The sequence below is a fragment of the Dorea longicatena genome, assembly GCF_024168045.1.
In the GTDB taxonomy this organism is placed as follows: Bacteria; Bacillota; Clostridia; order Lachnospirales; family Lachnospiraceae; genus Dorea_A.
Window position 1 is genome coordinate 17501 of the sequence record NZ_CP100126.1, and the last position, 23794, is coordinate 41294.

Consider the following 23794-nt stretch of genomic DNA (forward strand, 5'->3'; position numbering starts at 1 on the left):
GCGTAATAGCTCACTAGTCGAGAGGTCCTGCGCCGAAAATGTCCGGGGCTGAAACACACTGCCGAAGCTCAGGAATGTACCTAGTACATTGGTAGAGGAGCATTGTATACGGGACGAAGCAGTACCGATAAGGAGCTGTGGACTGTATAGAAGAGAGAATGCCGGAATGAGTAGCGAGAGGAAGGTGAGAATCCTTCCGGCCGAATATCTAAGGTTTCCAGAGTAAAGCTGATCTGCTCTGGGTAAGTCGGGGCCTAAGGCCAGGTCGAAAGACGTAACCGATGGACAACAGGTTGAAATTCCTGTACCTTAAGTAAACAGAACTGTGGGGACACGTGTGGAGAGCACAAGCCGGAAATGGAAAAGCCGGTGCAAGCGGGGTAGGAGATGAATAGGCAAATCCGTTCATCAATCCGAAGACGTGATGCGGACCGAATTAAGAGTAGGGAAGTGTGTGAGCCATGCGTCAAGAAAAGCCGCTATTGTTTTACTTAAGCCCGTACCGTAAACCGACACAGGTGGATGAGGAGAGAATCCTAAGGCCGACGGGAGAAGCATTGTTAAGGAACTCGGCAAAATGACTCCGTAACTTCGGGAGAAGGAGTGCCAGCGAGAGCTGGCCGCAGAGAATTGGCCCAAGCAACTGTTTAGCAAAAACACAGGTCTATGCAAAACCGTAAGGTGAAGTATATGGGCTGACGCCTGCCCGGTGCTGGAAGGTTAAGAGGAGAGGTTAGCGGTAACGCGAAGCTTTGAATTTAAGCCCCAGTAAACGGCGGCCGTAACTATAACGGTCCTAAGGTAGCGAAATTCCTTGTCGGGTAAGTTCCGACCCGCACGAAAGGCGTAATGATTTGGGCACTGTCTCAACAATGCACCCGGTGAAATTGAAATACCAGTGAAGATGCTGGTTACCTGCGCCAGGACGGAAAGACCCCATGGAGCTTTACTCCAGCTTGATACTGGGATTCGGTATTGCATGTACAGGATAGGTGGGAGGCTAGGAAGTGATGACGCCAGTTGTCACGGAGCCGCTGTTGGGATACCACCCTTGCAGTATTGGATTTCTAACCAGCGACCATGAACTGGTCGGGGGACAATGTCAGGTGGGGAGTTTGACTGGGGCGGTCGCCTCCGAAAGGGTATCGGAGGCGCTCAAAGGTTCCCTCAGAATGGACGGAAACCATTCGAAGAGTGCAAAGGCAGAAGGGAGCTTGACTGCGACACCGACGGGTGGAGCAGGTACGAAAGTAGGACTTAGTGATCCGGTGGTATAAAGTGGGATTGCCATCGCTCAACGGATAAAAGCTACCCTGGGGATAACAGGCTTATCACTCCCAAGAGTTCACATCGACGGAGTGGTTTGGCACCTCGATGTCGGCTCATCGCATCCTGGGGCTGAAGTAGGTCCCAAGGGTTGGGCTGTTCGCCCATTAAAGCGGTACGCGAGCTGGGTTCAGAACGTCGTGAGACAGTTCGGTCCCTATCCGGCGTGGGCGTAGGATATTTGAGAGGAGCTGTCCTTAGTACGAGAGGACCGGGATGGACTGGCCGCTGGTGTATCTGTTGCATACCAAGTGCATGGCAGAGTAGCCAAGCCGGGACGGGATAAACGCTGAAGGCATCTAAGCGTGAAGCCCCCCTCAAGATGAGATATCCCTACGTAAGTAGTAAGACCCCTTGAAGACGACGAGGTAGATAGGTCAGAGGTGGAAGTGCAGTAATGCATGGAGCTGACTGATACTAATCGGTCGAGGGCATGACCAAGCAAGGTGATAGGTAGGATGAAAGGAAATATTTCTTGTATGCAGTTTTGAAGGTACATAGCTTCAATTGAAGATGGCCCAGTGGCTCAGTTGGTTAGAGCGCCGCCCTGTCACGGCGGAGGTCGAGAGTTCGAGTCTCTTCTGGGTCGTTTGTATGGGATCATAGCTCAGCTGGGAGAGCATCTGCCTTACAAGCAGAGGGTCATAGGTTCGAGCCCTATTGGTCCCATCAAATTAAATAATATGGATGGATTCCCGAGTGGCCAAAGGGGACAGACTGTAAATCTGCTGCAAATTGCTTCGGTGGTTCGAATCCACCTCCATCCATTAGCCGTAAGGCACTCGCCGATGTGGCTCAATTGGCAGAGCAGCTGATTTGTAATCAGCAGGTTATCGGTTCGAGTCCGATCATCGGCTTTAAGTCACAAGACTTAACTTAATATCGCGGGGTGGAGCAGTCTGGAAGCTCGTCGGGCTCATAACCCGAAGGTCGTAGGTTCAAATCCTGCCCCCGCAACTCACACATAATATTATGTGTATGCCCAGATAGCTCAGTCGGTAGAGCAGAGGATTGAAAATCCTCGTGTCACTGGTTCGATTCCGGTTCTGGGCATTTTCCTTGCAAAAGGAAATGAGGGCGTGTAGCTCAGGTGGTAGAGCACTTGACTTTTAATCAAGTTGTCCGGGGTTCGAATCCCCGCACGCTCATGGAATGAGAGTGAAGTAGTATATAAGTACTGCTTCTTTTTTTTGCTAAAAATGATTGACAGAAGTCAGAAAAATGTTTATATTATATTTTAATAAAAGGGAGTAATCGGCATCTATTTATTTTTAAGGATAGATGTTTACGATGACGTCAGTACGATGACAGACAGGTCATCCGTATCGTAATGAAATGGTGAGACTTTTATTGCATAGTTTTTGTGCAATAAAGGGCTCTTTTTTTATTATTAAGATTTACGCTTTATTTTGCACAACGGTTTTGTATAACTTTGCGCAACAGAAAGGAGAATAAGATGTTAACAAGTGAACAGGCAAAGAAGAATCAGGAAAAATATGGATTCAATGAATTGACGGAAGGAAAAAAGAAAAGTGTACTCCGGATATTTCTGGAACAATTCAAAGATTTTCTGGTTATTATATTGATCGTGTCGGCGGTCATATCAGGAATTCTCGGAGATGCGGAGAGTGCAATTGTTATCTTCGTCGTGATCACGATGAACGCGGTTCTTGGAACGATACAGACGGTAAAGGCGGAGCAGTCACTGGACAGTTTAAAGCAGTTATCGGCACCGGAAGCCAAGGTTGTGCGTGATGGCAGCGTGATCCAGATCCCGTCCAGGGAAGTCACGATCGGTGATGAAGTGATCCTCGAAGCAGGAGACTGTATCCCGGCAGACGGAAAGCTGATCGAATGTGCAAGTCTGAAAGTAGATGAAAGTGCTCTGACGGGAGAAAGCATTTCTATAGAGAAGAATCTGGATGAAGTGGAAGAAGCTGCGGCACTGGGAGATCAGACGAACCGAGTATTTTCCGGAAGCTTCGTCACATATGGAAGAGGAAGATATGAAGTAACTGCGATCGGTATGAAGACAGAAGTCGGAAAGATTGCAGATCTTATGAAGAATACTTCGGAAAAGAGGACACCGCTGCAGGTGAATCTGGATGATTTCGGAAAGAAATTATCGGTGCTGATCCTGGCATTTTCTGTAGTGATATTCGGAGTGAATGTATTTCAGGGTGAATCGTGGGGTTCGGCATTTATGTTCGCTGTTGCACTTGCAGTTGCGGCAATACCGGAGGCTTTAAGCTCGATCGTTACGATCGTGTTATCCTTCGGTACGCAGAAGATGGCAAAGGAACATGCAATCATACGTAAGCTGCAGGCAGTGGAAGGTCTGGGAAGTGTATCGATTGTCTGTTCGGATAAGACGGGAACGCTTACGCAGAATAAGATGACGGTCGAGGATTATTATGTAAATGGAAAGAGGATTCCGGCAGGAAAGATTGATCTGAAGAATGAAAATGAAAAATTACTTTTAAGATTCAGTATTCTTTGTAATGATTCTACGAATACGGACGGACAGGAGATCGGTGATCCGACAGAGACGGCGCTCATCAATCTTGGAACGAATCTTGGTATTGATGCGATGCAGGTAAGGGAGAGATACCCGAGATTGTCGGAAGTGCCGTTTGATAGTGACCGGAAGCTGATGTCGACTGCTCACAATATGAATGATGCACTCCTTCAGGAAGGACATATGATGATCGTAAAAGGTGCGGTAGATGTCCTGTTGGAGCGTATGGACAGAATACGGGTTGGGAATACTGTAAGGAAGATGAAAGATTCCGACCGGGAGGACATTGCCGTCCAGAACATGCAATTTTCCAAAGAAGGCTTAAGGGTTCTTGCATTTGCATATAAGCAGATGGAGGAAGAGAAAGAGATCGGTACGGAGGATGAGGACCAGCTGATATTTATCGGTCTGATCGCAATGATGGATCCGCCGAGAGAAGAATCGAGACTTGCGGTGGAGGAGTGCAGACGTGCGGGAATCCGTCCGATCATGATCACCGGTGACCATAAGATTACTGCAGCGGCTATTGCAAAGAGAATCGGCATCTTAAAAGAAGAATCGGAGGCCTGCGAGGGAGCCGTAATTGAAGATATGTCGGACGAAGAGCTGAAGGATTTCGTAGAAGGAATCTCTGTGTATGCGAGGGTTTCGCCGGAACATAAGATCCGAATTGTCCGTGCATGGCAGGAAAAAGGGAATATCGTAGCAATGACAGGTGACGGTGTGAATGATGCACCGGCGTTGAAACAGGCCGATATCGGTGTTGCGATGGGAGTGACCGGAAGTGAGGTTGCCAAGGATGCGGCAGCGATGGTCCTGACGGATGATAATTTCGCAACCATTGTAAAAGCTGTGGAAAATGGAAGAAATCTGTATCAGCATATTAAAAATGCGATTCAATTCCTGTTGTCCGGTAACTTCGGGGCAATTCTGGTTGTATTATGTGCATCCGTTGCCGGACTGCCGGTTCCATTTGCACCGGTGCATCTGCTGTTCATTAATCTGCTGACAGACAGTCTGCCGGCAATTGCACTGGGAGTAGAACCACATTCCAAAGCGGTTATGGAGCAGAGACCACGACCAATGAGCGAGTCAATCCTTACAAAGCCATATCTGCTGAGTATCGCAACGGAAGGAGTAAGCATCGGTGTAATGACGATGGCTGCATTCCTGATCGGATACACAAGCCAGAATGCAGCTCTTGCAAGTACGATGGCATTCGGAACCTTATGCATGAGCCGTCTGGTGCATGGATTTAACTGTAAAGATGATAAGCCGGTAATATTTACAAAGAGATTCTTTAATAATAAGTATCTGATCGGAGCATTTGTCCTGGGTATGATCCTGATCACAAGTGTTCTTATGATTCCGGGACTGCACGGAATGTTCAAAGTAGTTACGTTGAGCCTGAAGCAGCTGATGACAGTATACGGGCTTGCATTGTTGAATCTTCCTGTGATCCAGGGAATGAAATATTTGAAAGAGAGATAGAAACAGAGAATGGAATTGAGAAAAGAAACGGTAAAACAGATCAGGGGGCTGATCGTATTTACGGCATTATTGATCGTCTGTCTGTGGAAATATGATGTTGTGATGGATGCGTTTAGATTCGTATTGAATATTTTATATCCATTTCTGCTTGGCGGTGCGATTGCATTCGTCTTAAGCGTTCCGATGAATTTTGTGGAAAGAAAATTATTCACGGAGAGAAAGTTTCCTGAAAAATATAAAAGAAAATATGCCAGAGGGATCAGTCTTCTGATCGTTCTTTCCGGTGTGATCGGGCTTCTTGCAATTATCATGTTCGGGCTGATTCCGCAGCTTGCCGGGACATTTGCCAGTCTCGGCAAGAGTATCCAGGATTTTATCCCGCAGCTGCAGGAGTGGGCAGATCATTGGTTTCATAATAATAAGGAGATCATGAATGTAGTCAACAATCTGGAATTTGACTGGAACAAGGTGATGGAGGCTGCGATGGAGTTCCTGAAGAACGGAGCCGGAAGTATGCTGGAATCCACGATCAATACAGCGAAAAATATCATTGGTGCCGTGGGAACATTCTTTATCACTTTTGTATTTGCAATGTATATTTTGCTGCAGAAAGAAAAGCTGGGAAGACAGGCGAAAAAAGTGTTATTTGCATTTGTCAGAAAGGGAAGAGCAGAGGCTGCGTTGGAGGTTCTTGCATTGACATATAAGACATTCTCCAGTTTTCTGACGGGACAGTGTGTAGAGGCTCTGATCCTGGGATCCATGTTCGTGATTGCGATGACGCTGCTTAGGCTTCCGTATGCACTTCTTACGGGAATTGTGATCGCATTTACCGCATTGATCCCGATCTTTGGAGCATTCATCGGCTGTGCGGTCGGTGCGTTTCTGATATTTATGGTGAGTCCGGTCCAGGCATTGATATTTATCGTACTGTTCCTGGTACTCCAGCAGATAGAGGGCAATCTGATCTATCCGCATGTGGTGGGTAATTCGGTCGGCCTTCCGTCTATCTGGGTGCTGGCTGCGGTAAGTATAGGCGGAAGCCTGATGGGGATCGTTGGAATGTTGATCTTTATTCCGCTGATGTCAGTGTTCTATGCTTTGTTCCGGGAAGTTGTCTACATTAAACTGCGGCAGAAAAAGATTTATCCACAGGATATTGGGTGATTGTGGATAACTTTTGGGGATTAAGCATCGGTTTTATCTTTGCTGCCTTTGCTGTCCTTTCCATTCTGGCCTTTGCTCCAGATACGGAGGGCGGCGAGGATCCCGAATGTATACAGGATCGTCACGAGTATTACCGGATTATCCTTCAGAAAATAAATAACAAGGATAACGGATAACAGACAGACGGAGAGCTGGAATGTAGTCCAGAATCTTTTCTCACGTACTTCTTTTGCCTGCTGGAGAAGTTCCATACGTTTCTGTTCCATGCGGAGATACTCCATCAGATCTTCATCGCTGATGCGGGAGAGGATCTGTTCATCACGGTTCATCTCGATCTTGCGTTTGGAACGGAAATTGGAGAAAAATTCGCGGAACAGATGTTCGTCTTTGGAGCGGGATTTTTCCTGTTGTTCGTAGAAATCTTCTTCCAGGTCATCGTCGTCTTCTTCTTCTTCCGCATCTTTTGGTGAAGATTCTTTTGTATTTTGGGTGTCACTGAATTTGTTAGTGTTATCGGCAGTTTTACCGTCGGTAGCTTTGCTTTCAGTATCTGAAGTTTCCTGCGCAGCAGATACAGTTTTCTCCTCATCAGAAACAGGATAAAGCACAACGTTGTCAGTTCCTTTAGTCTCAGACGATTCTTCGGTCTGTACTGCTTTTTCTATATTTTCGGACATAATTTTACCTCCGTCTTCATTTCTATATTGTCTTTTATTTTATCTTTATTATTTTATCATATCAGCTATGAAGGCAAAAAACAAATAAAGAGTACATAAAATTCTGGAAAATAACTTGCAGTAGAAAAACTCCCCTAAAAATGGTAGAATTGTAAGGAATCATTTGGAGGAAAACAAGATGCAGTTAATGAATGAAATCCCGGATACGTTCTGGAGTCTGTTCCGTTCGGTCAACCGGGATATTTATATTGAAGCACTTTTATGTATTAATGAAGAATACGAATATAATAATTATTTCCTGACGAAAGAGGTGTGCATCCAGATCTTAAGTGATATGAATGCGAAGAAGCGCTTTGAGCTACAGCGGGAGGAAAATGATACAGACTTTGATATGTTGGAGACGCCTTCTTCGAGGATCTTAAACTGGCTGCTGCGGGCAGGATGGCTGAAGCGTATCGAGGATTATAATACACTGGTGACAAATATTGTCATTCCGGATTATGCGGCGGTGATGATCGATGCATTTGAAAAGCTGAATTCGGAAGATGCATCGGAGACGGACATTTATATTCAGAATGTGTATGCAACGCTGTATGCGTTCCGCAATGATCCGCGGGCAAGTGTCGGGCTCTTAAGGACGGCTCTGGTGAATACGAGGCGGCTGAATAAGGCAATGCAGGATATGCTTCATAATATGAATAAATTCTTTGCGAAGCTCTTGCAGCAGGATTCTTACAGTGGGATTCTGCGGGAACATCTAGACAGTTATGTGGAAGAGATCGTATGGAAGAAGTATCATATTCTGAAAACATCGGACAACTTTTATATCTATAAGATGGATATTAAGAAATGTCTGAGAGAGATCCGGGATGATGAAGCATTTATCATGAAGGTACAGGCACGGTCGAAGATGCTGGGAGATAACCAGGATGATGTGTTGGATCTGTTGGATCTGATCGAGCGTGGATTTGACGATATCGAGCACCGCATTGCCAATATGGACAAAGAACATACGAAATATGTCCGGGCAACGGTAACCAGAATGAATTATCTGTTAAGCGGTGAGACAGATACGAAGGGCCTGGTGGTACAGCTTCTGAATAAGATGTCGGAAGAAACGGAGCAGATGGAAGAGATCATCACAGAGACTGGAAAGCGCATGAATCTGTCACTTCTGGAGATCCTGTCAGAGAAGTCTTTATATAAGAGAAGAAAATCCAGAAAAGACTTCATCAGTCAGCTGCTTCCGGATGAGACGACGGGTGATCTGGATAAGGACGATATCTTAAGACTGAACCGGATACAGATGCGGTTCAGCAAGAAGCAGATTGAAGAATTCATCGAAAATAATATGGAAGATGAAGTGATGGATGCGTCGAAGATCAATATTGCTGACGAGGAAGAATTTGAAAAACTGATTCTTGCTTATGATTACAGTACGCGTAAGAACAGCAGATATATGGTGCTGGAAGAAGAACCGGAGATGGTGGAAAAGGACGGATACCGGTATCCGGCACTCAGGTTTGTGAAACGGCGAGTGTAATAGATAAAAGGAGTTCTGAAAATAAATGATAGATTACTACGAACAGTTAACCCAGGAAGAAAAAGAAGAGGTCACAGAGGTCATCCAGACACTGTACCGTCAGACATTTCTACTGGAAAGAAAATTTGATAAACGTGCGGGAAGGATGCAGTATACAAAAGAATACCGTACCTGTACGAAGCATCTGGAATTTTTTAAAGCATATTTTGAGGTGGCGGGGATCACACTGCGGGAAAATGTACATATGGGTGTGATCTATATCCAGGGAGAGCAGTTATGGGGTGAGAAGCTGCCGCGTCTGGCGACGATCTATTTACTGGTGCTGAAGCTTATCTATGACGAGCAGATGCAGACTGCATCGTCGAGCAGCCATGTGGTGACAACACTTGGTGCAGTAAACGGAAAAGCGGGAGAATTTCATGTATTGAAGAGTCTTCCGTCAATTACGGAAATGAGACGGACGATCGCACTTCTGAAGAAGTATCAGATCATCGAGCCGCTTGATGTTCTGGAAGAATTAAACGAGTCGACCCGCTTGGTCATCTACCCTTGTATCCATACGGTACTTTTAGGAGATGACATCAGGGAATTATTAGCAACATTCAGTGAGGAGGATCAAATTGGAGACGAAGCAGCCATTCAAAGCACTCTCGAAGATATGCCTGAATAACTGGCATTACATAGATAAAAAGATACTGACGCTTAATGAAGGAATCAACTTCTTCACCGGACATTCCGGAAGTGGTAAATCGACGGTTCTGGATGCGATCCAGATCGTGCTGTATGCCAATACGGACGGCCGTGGATTCTTCAACAAGGCGGCAGCAGATGATTCGGACCGTACACTGATCGAGTACTTAAGAGGTATGGTGAATATCAGTGAAAATAATGAATCACAGTATTTAAGAAATCGTAATTTTTCCAGTACGATCGTGCTGGAGCTGACACAGACGAATACCAGGGATAAACAGTGTGTCGGTGTTGTGTTTGACGTGGATACGTCGAATAATGACGTAAGCCGCCTGTTCTTCTGGCATACGGGAGAATTACTTCCGAATCATTACCGTTCGGAAGGCCGGTGCCTTACCACTGCGGAAATGCGTGAGTATCTGCAGCGTTCCTTTACGCCGGAACAGTTCTACTGCGGTCCGAGCAATGAAAGATTCCGGAGACAGCTATACGATATCTATCTTGGCGGTCTGGACATGGAAAAATTTCCAAAGCTATTCAAACGTGCGATCTCGTTCCGTATGAATATCAAACTGGAAGATTTCGTAAAGGAATATATCTGTATGGAGCAGGATATCCATATTGAGGATCTGCAGGAAAGTGTCATGCAGTATGGACGTATGCGCAGTAAGATCGAAGAGACGATGGAGGAGATCAGAAGACTGAAGCTGATCTGCGGAAAATATGAGCAGTATGCAGAAAAATCCGATGAGGAGAAGGTGTGCTCTTATCAGATCGACCGTCTGGAGATTATGAACCATGAGGTGAAGAGTCAGGAAGCCAGAGACCGGATCAAGGTAAGGCAGGAAGCCATCGAAGATCTGAAAAAGCAGCAACAGGTGCTGGAGCAGGAAGAAAAGGACCTGCAGAAAGAGTATGAAGAGATCATTCTGCGGATCGCAGACAGTGGGTATGCAAGGCTGGAATCAGATCTGGATACATTAAATGAGACGCTGGAGCGTCTGAATAACGGAAAAGTCCGCTGGGAGCAGACTGCAGAGCATCTGAAGGCATGGACGGAGAAAGACATTACGCCAAATCAGGTGATCTGGGATATCGAAAAATTCGCAGACGGAAACATTTCCGAAGAAGAGCTTGTGCGCCTGCAGGAAGGTTTAAAAGATCTGCAGGAGGAACTGGAAGACCAGAGACAGGAAGCGGATGCAGACCTTCGCCGGATCAAGAAAGAAGAGAAAGAGGCAAGAGCAGAGTTAAAAGAACTGAAGCAGGGAAAGAAGGCTTATCCGAGAGAGCTGGAAGAGGCGAGATTCGAACTGCGTAACCGCCTGCACGAGCGCTGCGGCAAGTTCGTGAATGTGCATATTCTTGCGGATCTTCTGGATGTGAAGGACGAGAGATGGCACAATGCAGTGGAGGGTTATCTTGGAAATAATAAATTGCAGCTGATCGTGGAACCAAAGTATGCCAGGGCTGCGATGGACATTTACCAGGAGATGGATACAAAACGTTTCTTCCGGGCAGCAGTCCTGGATACGGAGAAGCTTACGAAGGACAAGCATCAGGTACAGCCGGGGGCGCTGGCAGAAGTAGTAAAAGCGAAAGAAGCGTATGTGCAGGAATACATTAATTTCTTCCTTGGAAATGTAAAGAAATGCGAATCACTGGATGAACTGCGTGAGTGCAGGATCGGTGTGACACCGGATTGTATGCTGTACCAGAGCTACAAACTGCAGCACATGAATCCGGAGAATTACACCAGAAGAGCCTACATCGGTGAGACGAGTATGCGCCAGAGAATCCGCAAGTTGGAAGAAAAATGTGAGAAGTTAAATGGCGAGAGAATGCCGGTACAGGAGCTGTTAGAAGAGATCCGCCAGGCAATGCAGATGGAGATGTTGAAGCAGCCGGCAGAGGATTATCTCGGATGGCTGGCTGACAGCAAGGCAATCATTTCCAAAGAAAAGAAAAAGGCTCAGCTTCTGGAACAGATGAAGAAGTTAAAGGATGAATCCGTTGCTGCATGGGAAGGCAAGAAGAAAGAAGTGCAGGCGGCACAGGATGCGAAGAAAGAATCCGTATCCAAGGTGCAGGAAGCAATCTGGGAGAACAAGAAAGAAATCGAACGTCTGAATGCAGAAGTTCTCGAATCGGAAGAACAGATGAAGGACGTGAAGAGAAAAGTAGCAGATAAGCGTTACGAGAAGGAGCTCCAGGAATATCTGGCGAGTAGAAAATCCGAGAATTATGAGTATCTGAGACGTCAGATGGTTTCGCGGGTATATACGCTCAGGGAAGAAGAGGAAGACGCTTACCGGAAGCTGGTGGAAGAGAGAAGCAGTTATATCAGAGAATATCCGAACCGTACATTCTCAACTTCTATCCGGGACAACGCGCCGTATGAGAAGCTTTTGAATTCGCTGTCCTGCGATCATCTGGAGACTTACAGGGAGTCGGCGAAGACACAGGCGAAAGCGGCTGTGGAGCATTTCAAAGATGACTTCATCTTCAAGATCCGAAGTGCGATCTTGGAGGCTTATCAGAGAAGGGATGAGCTGAACCGGATCATCAGCAAACTGGACTTCGGTAAGGATAAGTATCAGTTCGTGATCACGAAGAACAAGGGTGCAGATGGAAAATATTATAAGATGTTCATGGATGATTCCCTGCAGATCCGTCCGTCTGACTTAGATGATACGATGGACAACCAGCTTGATATGTTCACGATGGAGCATGAGAACCAGTATGGGGAGATGATGAACGAGCTGATCAACATCTTCATCCCGCCGGAGAATGCGACAAAAGATGAGATGGATGAGGCGAAACGCAACATGGATAAGTATGCGGATTACCGGACCTATCTGTCATTCGATATGCAGCAGATCGTACATGGCGATAAGGAGATGACGATCGGACTGAGTAAGATGATCAAGAAGAACTCCGGCGGGGAGGGGCAGAACCCGCTGTACGTGGCACTTCTGGCAAGCTTTGCGCAGCTTTATAAGATCAATCTGTCGCCGAAGATGCACCGGTCACCGACACTGCGTCTGGTTGTGCTGGATGAGGCGTTCTCCAAGATGGATGCCGAGAAGGTGGCAAGCTGTATCTCGCTGATCCGCGGACTTGGCTTCCAGGCGATCATCAGCGCGACGAACGATAAGATCCAGAACTATCTGGAGAATGTAGATAAGACCTTCGTGTATGCGAACCCGAATAAGAGACATATTTCCATTCAGGAATTTGAGAAGACGGAGTTTGGGGAGTTGGCGGAGGAATAATAAAAGATACAAGAGAAAGTAAAAGATACGGAAGAAGCTGCCACCTGCGGGAAAGCACTTACAGGAAACTATAGTTGGTAAGTACTGTAAGTGCTTTTATATATAGTTTTTATTTGTAATTTCTATAACTTAGCAGAAAAATAAAATTGGAGTCAAGTGAAAATTCCTGGTAGAGTCAACGGGAACAATAAAAAAGCAAGGAATTAGCGTTTCTCGTGGCTTCTACAAATCATTCATCAATAGCCATTTCCAGATTGGAATCACTTCAACACGAATTCCTTCACAGTCAAGAACAGCCTCTTCACTATTTGTAATCAGAATACATTTGGAGTCCGGTATGAAATTATTTAATTTGACGAAAGCACGGGTTTCACGTTCTCGTGTATCTATATTATCTAATACCTGCATACTGACCTGGATAGCCAGATTTTCTGACGGAACATAGAAGTCGATTTCCACATTATTTTCAAAGAAGTAAACATTTTCTACTCCGTAACGCCGGATTAATTCGATGGCGACAAGATTTTCCAGTTGGGCAGATTTACAGTCTAGTAACATAAGTCCAAGAAGTCCTGTATCCATGAAATAATATTTGGGAGAAGTCTCTTTTTCTACCAGTTTTGCAGCATAGTTTTGCAGAGTAAAAAGTAAATAGGAGTCTGTCATGTAGCCAACATAATTGATTACAGTTTGTTTGCCAATAGATGTTCCTGTACTTTTTAATATATTAGTCAGTCTACTGAAAGATAAAGGTTTCGTAATAGATTCGGCAATCTTTTTTAAAATCAATCTCACAGCAAAGTCATTGGTAATTTTATTTCTTGTTATGATATCACCAAGATATACGGTCTGGTAGATGCTATTCAAAAAAGCCCTTTTGTTATTTATTTCCGTTAATTCAGGGAAAGCTCCATATGTTACATATTGGTTATATTGGTTTTGCACATCAGCTTTATCTTTGGTGCTGATTACATCCAGATAATTCTTTTTCATATGATTGGCAATCAGGTATTCTGAGAAAGAATATGGATAAATATTCATAATCACAAAGCGACCGCCAAGAGTAGAGGCAATTTCACTACTTAACATTTTACTGTTACTGCCTGTTATATTGATCCGGTATTTCATATCAGCAATTCTACGGACAAATTTTTCCCATCCAGTGATATTTTGGATTTCATCTAAGAATAAATATGGTTTAACGTCAGTTCTGGATATCTCTAACCCGATTTCTAAAATAAGATTTAAGTCAGCGGCGGTCATTTCCAAAAGACGTTCATCTTCAAAGTTAACATAAACGATTTGTGATAATGGAATTCCATTTTCTTCCAATTGTTTTATCTGTTGATACATCATATAGGATTTTCCGGTTCTACGAATGCCAACAAAACAGTAATTGACATTTTCTTCCAGATAGTAATGTCTGGGAATAAGTGGATTATTAAGGTAGATTTCTTTTTGGTCAATCATGATTTGTTTTAAACTATCTCTATTCATAACATACCTCCAAAATATATAGAACAATTATATCCTATTTTTGTCTTATAAACAAGACAAAAATAGAATGTAATCGTTTTGTAATTAGAACAAATATGAAAAATCATTCCTGCAATCTACATGTCATACTTTGTGGTATGCTTTGCAGAAGGCATTTTTAAGACATACTTTAGAATATGAAACTAAGGATAATATATGAGAGGTAAGAAAAAAATATGAAAAAAATCAACAGCCGTTTCCAATCTTTGTGACTTGAAATGATACGGGAAATCATTTCTTCCAAAATCTTCTCATCCTGATTCTGAATCTTGGTTGTGCGTTTGGCTTTCTCAGGCTTAATAAATATTGTTCTGAAAATCAGTCGTGCAAGCGAACCAACAAAGATGAGCTGAAGTGGGAATGCCTGTCCCCGTGGATCACGCAACAGGCAGTTTCTATCTGTTGCATATTTTGCGCAGGTGGAAATATGCAGATGCAACAGTGGGAATCGGAAACTGCGAAGGGAATCTACACGAATTTATTCAAAAAAGGAGAAAGATATGGAAGCAAATGCTTCAACAAACGCTGAATTCGTTCTTGCAACGTTAGGTAATGATGCAGGAATGTATGGAGCTGTGAAGATGGTATTATAAATATTTCTCTTCCACAGAAGTGTTCCGTGACTGCCGGGGTGTCATCCCATAGATCTCTTTGAAGAGGCGGTTAAAAATCGTCTGATTGGTGAAGCCACTTTCGCTCATCACCTCAGAGATTGACATATCCGTATTCATAAGGAGACGCCCTGCATGAGAAATACGTACTTCATTCAGATAACGAAGAAACGTAATGCCCATATGCTGTTTGAAAAAACGGCAGAAATATTCCCTGCTGAATCCTATCTGATTAGCTACTTCTTTCAGCGAGAGTTTTTCGGTGTAATGTTCATTTACATAAGTAATAATCTCTCGCAAAGTATCATTAGACTGACTAGTGCCCGCAGTCGTTCCCGGCAGGGAATATACAGAAAAATAACGAATCAAATCAGCAAGCATCAGCAATGCCGTGCCGTCCGAACGCATGGCGCTGGTGCTTTCGTTTTCTACATTTAGACGTGTCAGATCATGGGCAAGCTGGCAGATATGGATGTACTGGGTGGATTTTGGATCATCCAGAGGAACCGGGCGGCACTTTATATGATACAGTTCCAGATCCGGGCAGTAGACAGAGAGCCGCTTCTTGTCGACGTGGATACAAAGGAACATATAGAGGTTGGAATCCGAATGTATGGAATGTACTTCTTTGGAATCAAAAACAATCAGTTGATTGTGCTGAAGAGTAAGATGTTCGTGTTCGACATGAATACGGACGGATCCGTTCAGGCAGAATAAGATCTCCATGGCTTCGTGCCAGTGTGCCGGAATGTGTGTATTTTCAAGAGCTGCCATTGATACCTGGATGCCTAGATTGCCGAGTGGGTGCAGGGCTTCGTGATATGCTTTTGCCATAATAATCTCCTTTTTATAAATGGTAAATATCAATATCGTTGTAAAACAAGATAATTATAGCACTGGTTTAAAAATAGAAACAAGGCTAAAATACAAGATGTAAACGGAAAACAAATGTAAATCATATATAGATAATAAAAAGGAGAGGTCAATATGAGCACAGTAGCAATTAAGAATACAATGGTAATGAATAACACAGAGAAAAAGGCTGGTTTAGTGGAGCGTTTCAAAAAATATCTTCTGGATAACGCAGAGTATTTTGCAGTAGCTTCAGCAGTGATGTCTGGAAATGGTTATGCAGCAGGACAGATCATGAGAGATGCAAGACGTGTTGCAGCATCTAACAGATAGGAAGAATTTGTGGGCCATTGGGGACGGGGAAAACGGATTTTCCTCCGTCCCCAATGGCTTTTTTTGTTATTGTTATATGGTTAAAATAAAATTAAATATATTAACTCTTGAATATACAAAACAAATGTGCTACAATGCAATTACTTCAAAAAAGCATTCGCTTTTTACTATGATTCTTTATCGTGAAATTAGATTGCCAAAACTGCTGACAGCAGATAAGAACAAAGCAACAGAAGCGCTGGGAGCATATCAGGTAAAGAAGCAGGGGGAATATACATTAGAGGATTACTATGCCCTGCCCGATGACCAGAGATATGAATTGATCGATGGCGTTTTATATGACATGGCAGCACCTGCCGTTACACATCAGGAGATTGCGGATGTGAAAAATCAGAAGGTAATTGTGTATGATCTGGGAGATGATTTTGGAGAAAATATGGATCTGATGATATATGGAATGGATGGGGAAGTGCCGGTTGGAATTTATGATGGGGAGTGTAGGATAGATTTTGAGGAAATTGTCAACAGTGTTGTAAATATTTAGCACATTTATATTATAAAAAGAAAAAATGAATATTATTTCAAAATCCAGTACATAACCAGTTGAAAAAAATATGCTATACTGCTGATAGAAGTACTACGAAAAAAGCGGTACAAAAACCAGAAATGGAGAAAAGCATATGAAATTAACAATATTAGGAACCGGAAATGCAACGGTAAGTGAATGTTATAATACTTGCTATGCAATCAGCGATGAAGGGAAACATTTCCTTGTAGATGCAGGCGGTGGCAACCGTATTCTGAAAGTATTAAAAGACACAGGAATCGACATGAATGATATCCACGATATCTTCGTTACACACGAGCATGTAGACCACGTGCTTGGAATTATCTGGCTGGTGCGTATGATCGGACAGAGAATGAACCAGGGAAAATATGAAGGTGATCTTCGCATTTACTGCCATGAGGAGCTGGCAGAGAAGATTCAGGCAATCGCAAATATGACGATCCAGCAGAAGGTCTGTAAGCATATGGGAGAGCGAATCCAGTTTGATGTCGTGAAAGACGGAGACAGCAGAACGATTCTCGGATGTCCAGTGACATTCTTCGACATTGGTTCGACAAAGGCGAAACAGTTCGGATTCACCATGCAGCTTAAGAGCGGTAAGAAATTCACCTGTGTTGGTGACGAGCCGTACAATGAGGTGGATTATAAATATGTGAAGGGCAGTGACTGGCTGCTTCATGAGGCATTCTGCCTGTTCGGTGAGGCGGATAAATTCAAGCCTTATGAGAAGCATCATAGTACAGTAAAAGAAGCATGCCAGCTTGCGGAAGAACTCGGTGTGCCGAATCTGTTGTTGTATCATACAGAAGAGACACATCTGGCGGAGAGAAAGAAGTTGTATACGGAGGAAGGACAGCAGTATTATCATGGCAATCTGTATGTGCCGGATGATCTGGAGACGTTTGAGATATAGAAAAGCAAAAGAAAATAAAAATAGATTAGAATGTAAGAAAACCTGCCGACGGGCAGGTTTTCTTGCGTTCATTTTTGATCCGGAAGGGACAATAAAAAAGTCAAAAACCCTGTCCCCATGGCTAAAAAAGATCGAGCATATTATCCAGATAAATCTCTTCCCTGACATGCAGTTGATATTCCGGCTTCGTCATATAATAAAGCAGAAATTCAAGAATCAGCGCACTTCCAAGCCCACGTCCTTCAATCTTAAAATTAGAAAATCCCATTGGCATGTAAATATTCTGTATATCATCTACACTGATGAATCCGGGATTTTCCATTGCCTTGGAAAAGCGGTAACCGTTACCACCATCCGGCGAAGAACAGTGAAACTCCGGGGCAGGATTTCCGAGATTCTTCCGGCTGACGGATTCATAACAAGTCTTTCTGTCCTTACAGCCGAACCAGCAGCATTCATTGCATAAGAATTCTACTTTATCTTTCTGGTGCTGCGACATCAGATCTAATTTATCGAATACTTTGTTTAACCGGAAGTCCGGTACAATATAACGGAAATCTTCTCGGTTTATTTCAGTTAAAAAATCCTGAAAATCTGTCAGAACTTTTGTGGTTGAAGAGATAAGGTAGAGATCAGGATAATTTTTTTGTAAATAGTTTAATAAAAGCTCGGAGTGCACGATCACGCCATTCTGGAGTTGGTGTGTATGTGGTGAATTATCGGCATCAGAGGCGTGTTCGAACATTTTACAAAGTTCGTTACATTTCTTATCTGTAAGATGTTCTTCCCGTAGCAACGAATTACTGAACGTCAGTCGGGCCGAGATGCCGTATTCCCGCACCAGATCAAGCACGTCTTCCGGATTAGAATATCCAAATGAAGTACGCCCGCCGCCCCAGATACAATCCGAAGGAGCGCCATAGATCGAGCCAATCTCACACCAGTCGTAAAAATATTCCCTGTGTTTCCGGAATAATGGAAGGAATATGCGGTACAATTCGTAAAATTCAAACAGGCCTGGGAGGTGGTAAAAGGCAGTAGGATTATTATTTTGAATATTTGCTGTAGTTGCTGTATTCATGTGGTTACCTCTGGAAAATTTTCTATGGTTAATGATAACACATTATCCCGGCAGTGAACACGTATATTTCCGCATATGATACGCCACATATACTGCGATCACAAGTTCCGTAAGCGGCATTGCGGACCACAGACTTCCGGGCAGGCAATGTCCTTATAGCATATTTTTAATTTATGTCAAGGTTTTACATGCATTTCACTTGCATTATCCACATACATGTGTATAATAAAGTTTGTTCGGTATTTTTGAAAAAAAAGTATAGTAATAGAAAACTTTTGAAAATATGGAGGTGAAAATGTGGATATCGGAAAGAAGCTGAGAGAGCTTAGAAAGCAGAACGATCTGACATTGGAAGATCTGGCTTCGCGCAGTGAGCTTACGAAAGGATTTCTGTCACAGGTGGAGCGTAACCTGACGGCACCGAGTATTGCGACATTGGAGGACATTCTGGAAGCACTTGGAAGTAATCTGTCGGAATTCTTTCACGAAGAGGAAGAAAAGCAGATCGTGTTCGGAACAGATGATTTCTTCGTTGATGAGAAAGAAGATTACCAGGTGGAATGGATCATTCCGAATGCGCAGAAGAACCAGATGGAGCCGATTCTTATGACACTCTATCCGCATAAAAAGAGTCATATCCAGACGTCGTATACGGGCGAGGAATTTGGCTATGTACTGAAGGGAAATATTACGATTATGCGCGGCGGTAAAAAATATAAAGTGAAGGCGCATGAGACGTTTTATATGGATGGTGCGAAGAGTCATTATCTTTATAATCACGGGAATAGCCCGGCAAAGATATTGTGGATCACGACACCGCCAATCTTTTAAAAATAAACCAGAGGGGACAGTAAAAAAGCCGGAAAACCCGTCCCCATGGAAAGGAGAACCATGGAAGAGAAAAAACTAATCGAATTTCGCAATATTGTGAAAAGCTTTGATTCGCAGGTTGTGTTAAAAGGGATCAACCTGGACATATATGAAAATGAATTCGTAACCCTGCTTGGACCAAGTGGATGTGGTAAGACTACACTGCTCCGAATCCTTGGAGGATTTCTGGATGCGGATGAAGGAAAGGTGATCTTTGACAATGAAGATATCACCGGAAAACCACCGTATGAAAGAGAACTGAATACCGTATTCCAGAAATATGCATTATTCCCACATCTGAGCGTATATGAAAATATCGCATTTGGATTAAAGCTTAAAAAAATGAGTAAAGATATTATTGAACAGAAGGTTATGAAGATGCTGAAACTGATCGGTCTGGAAGGCTATGAGGATAAGAATACGACCTTACTTTCCGGTGGTCAGCAGCAGCGTGTGGCAATCGCGAGAGCACTGGTCAATGAGCCGAAGGTACTGCTTCTGGATGAGCCTCTGGCAGCGCTGGACTTAAAGCTTCGGAAGGAAATGCAGTATGAACTGAAGCGCATCCAACAGGAGGTCGGCATCACATTTATCTTCGTAACACACGATCAGGAAGAGGCACTTACGATGTCGGATAAGATCGTCGTTATGCAGAAAGGTGAGATCCTTCAGATCGGAACCCCGCAGGAGATTTACAATGAGCCGACAAACCGTTTCGTTGCAAACTTCATCGGAGAGAGCAATATCATTTCCGGAAGAATGATTGAGGATTACAAAGTCCGTTTTGATGATATCACGTTCGACTGTGTGGATCAGGGCTTTAAGGAAAATGAGCCGGTGGATGTCGTGATCCGTCCGGAAGACATCGATATCGTAGATGTAAAAGACGGCAAGATGACAGGTGAGGTATTAAGTGTTCTGTTCAAGGGTGTGCACTATGAGATCATGGTGGAGACGGTTCCCGGAACGAGTGTTACGGTCAACATGCGTGTCATCCGTAATCACGATGTGACCAGCGAAGACGGAAGCGAGAAGATCAGTGCCAACAACTTCTATGTAGATCTGGAAGATGTGGAGAATCTGGATGATAAGGAAATTGTCGCACTGTCGAATGCACAGGCATGGGAGACGGAAAGTGATGAGTACATTTCCATTGCAAATATTGAATATGAACTGGAAGCAAAAGAAGGCCAGTATCCGGTAACATTCAGCACAGCAAACGGAACCAGCATCGAGAGAACCATCTTTGTAGTTAACCAGCCGTTCGTTAAGAATGAGAAGGCAAATGAAGGTGTTATGGCATTCAACTTCTTCAAGACGGTAGATGAGATTACAGAATCCCAGGCATTGGATACGGATCTTAAGACATGGGCAAATGCACAGGGTTGGAAACTGACGGATGAAGACCAGAGCGTGGACATCAGTGTAGACTATGATTTTGATCCGGAAGAAGTAACAGAAGGCGTGTATGAGATTACATTTTCCACTACGGGACGAGAGTTCAAGATCCATACAACGGATTATTCGGAGGAAGGACAGGAGGTCGGCCTGACATTCTTCCCGGAAGATATCCATGTTATGCCGAAGGTGGTATTCTAAGATGAAGAAATTTTCACAGTTAGCATTTCCGTATATTGTGTGGGCGGTACTGATGCTGGTGTTCCCGATGGTTCTGATCGCACTTTATTCAGTGACAGACCAGGGAAATACCATTCTGTCGTTCACATTTACACTGGAACATTATGCCAAATTTTTTACCGACCCGGATTTCTTATTAATCCTTTGGCGTTCCATTGTGATTGCGGTAAAGACAACCGTAATCTGCCTGTTGCTGGGCTATCCGATTGCATATTATATTGCGCGCAGTGAGCAGAAAAAGCAGAATGCGCTGATTCTTGTGATCACGATCCCGATGTGGATCAACATGCTGGTAAGAACATATGCATGGATCGGACTCTTAAGTGACGGCGGCCTGATCCAGAGAATCTTACAACTGGTGGGATTGGGAAAGGGGTCTCTTCTTTATACAGAAGAGGCAGTGCTTTTGGGAATGGTATATAACTTTCTGCCATTTATGATCCTGCAGATCCAGACGTCACTTAGTAAGATGGACAATTCCTTGCTGGAAGCGAGTGCAGACCTTGGGGCAAGCCCGGCGCAGACATTTAAGCGTGTGACACTGCCGCTTTCCGTGCCGGGAATCATCAACGGGATTACGCTGGTATTTCTTCCGGCAGTCAGTTCTTTCTTCATACCGAAGCTGCTCGGCGGCGGTCAGTATTTCCTCATCGGAAATATGATCGAGAACCAGTTCATTACGGTTGGAGAGTGGAACTTCGGAAGTGCCATTTCCATGATCATGGCGGTCATCATGATGGTACTTATGATGGTTGTCCGTAAGATCGAGATTCGTAACCAGGGTGGAAAGGGGGTATAATCGTTATGAATAATAAGGGAAAACGTCCGATAGGGAAGATCCTTATGATACTGGCGGTTGTGTTCTTCTATCTTCCGATCCTGTACATGATCATATTCTCATTTAACGATGGAAAATCACTGACGAGTTTTACAGGATTTTCACTCCGCTGGTACAAACATATGCTGGATTCATCAGATATGATGGATGCACTGTCGACAACATTCAGTATTGCATTGCTTGCGACCTTTATTTCAACGGTAACAGGAACAATTGCAGCAATCGGTATCAGTAAATCAAAGAAGATTGTGCGTGACCTGATGGAGCAGATCAACAACCTTCCGATCATGAATCCGGAGATTGTAACAGCAATCGGATTTATGTTATTATTTATTACATTTCATGTGGAAAAAGGTTATGTAACGATGCTTCTGGCACATATTGCATTCTGTATTCCATATGTTATGTTATCGGTCATGCCAAAGATCAAATCGCTGGATCCGAACCTTGCCGATGCGGCAATGGATCTTGGGGCAACACCGTGGCAGGCACTGACGAAAGTTGTTGTGCCACAGATCACGCCGGGAATCGTAGCCGGTGCATTGATCGCATTTACCATGTCAGTGGATGATTTTATTATCTCTTACTTCGTAACCGGACGTGGTGTGAAGAACTTAAGTATCATGGTGTATACGATGAGTAAACGTGTCAACCCGAGTATCAATGCAATCTCGACACTGGTGGTTGTGATCATCACGATCGTACTTGTGATCATCAATGCTGCACCGGCACTTTTTGCAAAACGTGCGAAGAGAAACAGCATCGGCAGACGAAATGTACTGGTACCGGCAGTTGCGGTTGTGTGTGTACTGGCGATCGTAGCCGGAGTTGTGACATATAATAACAAGAAAGAGCCATTGCCATTTGAGGGGCAGACGCTTCGTATCTATAACTGGGGCGAGTATGTAGGTGAACATATTATTCAGGATTTTCAGAAAGAAACAGGAGCAACGGTACTTCTTGAAAATTTTGATTCGAATGAACAGATGTATATTAAGGTCGCAAATGGAGAAGCTTATGATATTCTCGTACCAAGTGATTATATGATCCAGAGACTTATTTCTGAGGGATATTTACAGAAATTGGATAAGTCGAAACTGAACTGTATGGATAAATTAGATGATGCGATCAAAGGACTTCCGTATGATCCGGGGAATGAATATTCTGTTCCGTATTTCTGGGGAACAGCCGGAATCGTGTACGATAAGACAAAAGTCGATATCAAAGACCTGGAAAAAGAAGGCTATAACATTTTCCTGGATCAGAAATATAAAGGGGACATCTACCTGTATGACTCAGAGAGAGATTCCTTTATGATGGCATTGAAGGCATTGGGATATTCGATGAATACGTCCGACGAAAGCCAGATCCAGGAAGCTTATAACTGGCTGGTACAGTGTGTACAGACCATGAAGCCGGAGATCGTTACCGATGAGATCATTGATAACATGGCGCAGGGAAGAAAGGCACTTGGCCTGATCTATTCCGGAGATGCGACATATGTAATCAATGAGAATGAGAACATGGGATACTACCTGCCGGAAGGCGGAACAAACCAGTGGTCCGATGCCATGGTCATTCCGAAGAATGCGAAGAATCCGAAACTCGCACATGCATTTATCAATTATGCGAGCGATTATGACGGAGCTTATGACAATTCAAGTTATGTAGGTTATACATCAGCGAATAAGAAGGTTATGGAAGATCTGTATGGCAAGGGCGGAGAGTTCGAAGGAATTGATGCATATATACCAAGAACAGATAATAAGAATGATGAAGTCTTTGAATATAATGAGGAGACGAAGAAAGAGATCAGTAATCTTTGGAGTAAGGTGAAGATTGCGGCTAGTAATACGAATTAAGGGGC

At 43.8% G+C, this 23794-nt stretch carries 15 protein-coding genes, 7 tRNA genes, 1 rRNA gene and 1 pseudogene (1 of these 24 only partly in view); 20 read left to right on the forward strand and 4 right to left on the reverse strand.

Going from position 1 to position 23794, the window contains the following annotated elements:
• The 10 genes from NKF87_RS00090 to NKF87_RS00135 form a co-directional block, all read left to right on the forward strand.
• Window positions 1–1767 (forward strand): 23S ribosomal RNA (locus NKF87_RS00090) (it extends 1126 nt beyond the left edge of the window).
• A 74-nt stretch (window positions 1768–1841) separates the two neighbouring features.
• Window positions 1842–1915 (forward strand) — tRNA-Asp (locus tag NKF87_RS00095).
• 7 nt (window positions 1916–1922) lie between these two features.
• Window positions 1923–1995 (forward strand) — tRNA-Val (locus NKF87_RS00100).
• Between the two features lie 16 nt (window positions 1996–2011).
• Window positions 2012–2093 (forward strand) — tRNA-Tyr (locus NKF87_RS00105).
• A gap of 17 nt (window positions 2094–2110) precedes the next feature.
• Window positions 2111–2183 (forward strand) — tRNA-Thr (locus NKF87_RS00110).
• Between the two features lie 26 nt (window positions 2184–2209).
• Window positions 2210–2283, forward strand: a tRNA-Met gene (locus NKF87_RS00115).
• Between the two features lie 23 nt (window positions 2284–2306).
• Window positions 2307–2379 (forward strand) — tRNA-Phe (locus NKF87_RS00120).
• 22 nt (window positions 2380–2401) lie between these two features.
• Window positions 2402–2474, forward strand: a tRNA-Lys gene (locus NKF87_RS00125).
• Between the two features lie 308 nt (window positions 2475–2782).
• A complete protein-coding gene (locus NKF87_RS00130; RefSeq protein ID WP_253583743.1) occupies window positions 2783–5335 on the forward strand; it encodes a cation-translocating P-type ATPase in 2553 nt (850 codons plus the stop codon).
• 9 nt (window positions 5336–5344) lie between these two features.
• The gene (locus tag NKF87_RS00135; RefSeq protein ID WP_253583745.1) at window positions 5345–6502 is read left to right on the forward strand and encodes an AI-2E family transporter; all 1158 of its coding nucleotides are present in this window, start codon (window positions 5345–5347) and stop codon (window positions 6500–6502) included.
• Between the two features lie 20 nt (window positions 6503–6522).
• On the opposite strand, the gene NKF87_RS00140 is transcribed toward NKF87_RS00135, so the two are convergent.
• On the reverse strand, window positions 6523–7179 hold the full coding sequence (locus NKF87_RS00140; RefSeq protein WP_253583747.1) for a hypothetical protein: 657 nt from the start codon (window positions 7177–7179) through the stop codon (window positions 6523–6525).
• Window positions 7180–7357: 178 nt separating this feature from the next.
• On the opposite strand from NKF87_RS00140, the gene NKF87_RS00145 reads away from it, so the two are divergent.
• From NKF87_RS00145 to NKF87_RS00155, 3 genes are read left to right on the forward strand one after another with little or no spacing between them, the layout of a single operon-like run.
• Window positions 7358–8722 (forward strand): Wadjet anti-phage system protein JetA family protein, encoded by a 1365-nt coding sequence (locus NKF87_RS00145; RefSeq protein WP_253583749.1) that lies wholly within the window; start codon window positions 7358–7360, stop codon window positions 8720–8722.
• Window positions 8723–8747: 25 nt separating this feature from the next.
• Window positions 8748–9392, forward strand: coding sequence for a DUF4194 domain-containing protein (locus NKF87_RS00150; RefSeq protein WP_118224850.1), 645 nt, complete (start codon window positions 8748–8750; stop codon window positions 9390–9392).
• Complete coding sequence (locus NKF87_RS00155; RefSeq protein WP_253583751.1) at window positions 9343–12687, forward strand: ATP-binding protein; 3345 nt, start codon at window positions 9343–9345, stop codon at window positions 12685–12687. The genes NKF87_RS00150 and NKF87_RS00155 overlap by 50 nt, the downstream gene beginning before the upstream one ends.
• Before the next feature lie 222 nt (window positions 12688–12909).
• Here the strand turns inward: NKF87_RS00155 and NKF87_RS00160 are convergent, their stop codons facing one another.
• On the reverse strand, window positions 12910–14184 hold the full coding sequence (locus tag NKF87_RS00160; protein ID WP_055213109.1) for an ATP-binding protein: 1275 nt from the start codon (window positions 14182–14184) through the stop codon (window positions 12910–12912).
• Window positions 14185–14810: 626 nt separating this feature from the next.
• Window positions 14811–15668, reverse strand: coding sequence for an AraC family transcriptional regulator (locus NKF87_RS00165; protein ID WP_253583752.1), 858 nt, complete (start codon window positions 15666–15668; stop codon window positions 14811–14813).
• 153 nt (window positions 15669–15821) lie between these two features.
• Here NKF87_RS00165 and NKF87_RS00170 point away from each other — a divergent pair, with 153 nt between their 5' ends.
• The 3 genes from NKF87_RS00170 (at window position 15822) to NKF87_RS00180 (ending at window position 17500) form a co-directional block, all read left to right on the forward strand.
• Complete coding sequence (locus NKF87_RS00170; protein ID WP_118378359.1) at window positions 15822–16019, forward strand: hypothetical protein; 198 nt, start codon at window positions 15822–15824, stop codon at window positions 16017–16019.
• A gap of 169 nt (window positions 16020–16188) precedes the next feature.
• Entirely contained in the window at window positions 16189–16563 is a 375-nt protein-coding gene (locus tag NKF87_RS00175) for a Uma2 family endonuclease (RefSeq protein ID WP_253583754.1), read from the forward strand.
• 136 nt (window positions 16564–16699) lie between these two features.
• Window positions 16700–17500 carry an MBL fold metallo-hydrolase gene (locus tag NKF87_RS00180; protein WP_006427539.1) on the forward strand — a complete coding sequence of 267 codons (801 nt, stop codon included), beginning with the start codon at window positions 16700–16702 and terminating at the stop codon, window positions 17498–17500.
• Window positions 17501–17621: 121 nt separating this feature from the next.
• On the opposite strand, the gene NKF87_RS00185 is transcribed toward NKF87_RS00180, so the two are convergent.
• A complete protein-coding gene (locus NKF87_RS00185) occupies window positions 17622–18581 on the reverse strand; it encodes a hypothetical protein (RefSeq protein ID WP_253583756.1) in 960 nt (319 codons plus the stop codon).
• Between the two features lie 297 nt (window positions 18582–18878).
• On the opposite strand from NKF87_RS00185, the gene NKF87_RS00190 reads away from it, so the two are divergent.
• From NKF87_RS00190 to NKF87_RS00205, 4 genes and pseudogenes are all read left to right on the forward strand, one after another.
• Window positions 18879–19412, forward strand: coding sequence for a helix-turn-helix domain-containing protein (locus tag NKF87_RS00190; protein ID WP_028088385.1), 534 nt, complete (start codon window positions 18879–18881; stop codon window positions 19410–19412).
• A gap of 60 nt (window positions 19413–19472) precedes the next feature.
• Window positions 19473–20552: pseudogene (locus NKF87_RS14230) on the forward strand (ABC transporter ATP-binding protein); the annotation flags it as partial.
• Between the two features lie 499 nt (window positions 20553–21051).
• Window positions 21052–21888 carry an ABC transporter permease gene (locus tag NKF87_RS00200; protein ID WP_055284575.1) on the forward strand — a complete coding sequence of 279 codons (837 nt, stop codon included), beginning with the start codon at window positions 21052–21054 and terminating at the stop codon, window positions 21886–21888.
• Window positions 21889–21893: 5 nt separating this feature from the next.
• Window positions 21894–23789, forward strand: a complete 1896-nt coding sequence (locus tag NKF87_RS00205) for an extracellular solute-binding protein (RefSeq protein ID WP_253583758.1) — start codon at window positions 21894–21896, stop codon at window positions 23787–23789.
• Window positions 23790–23794: the final 5 nt, after the last annotated feature.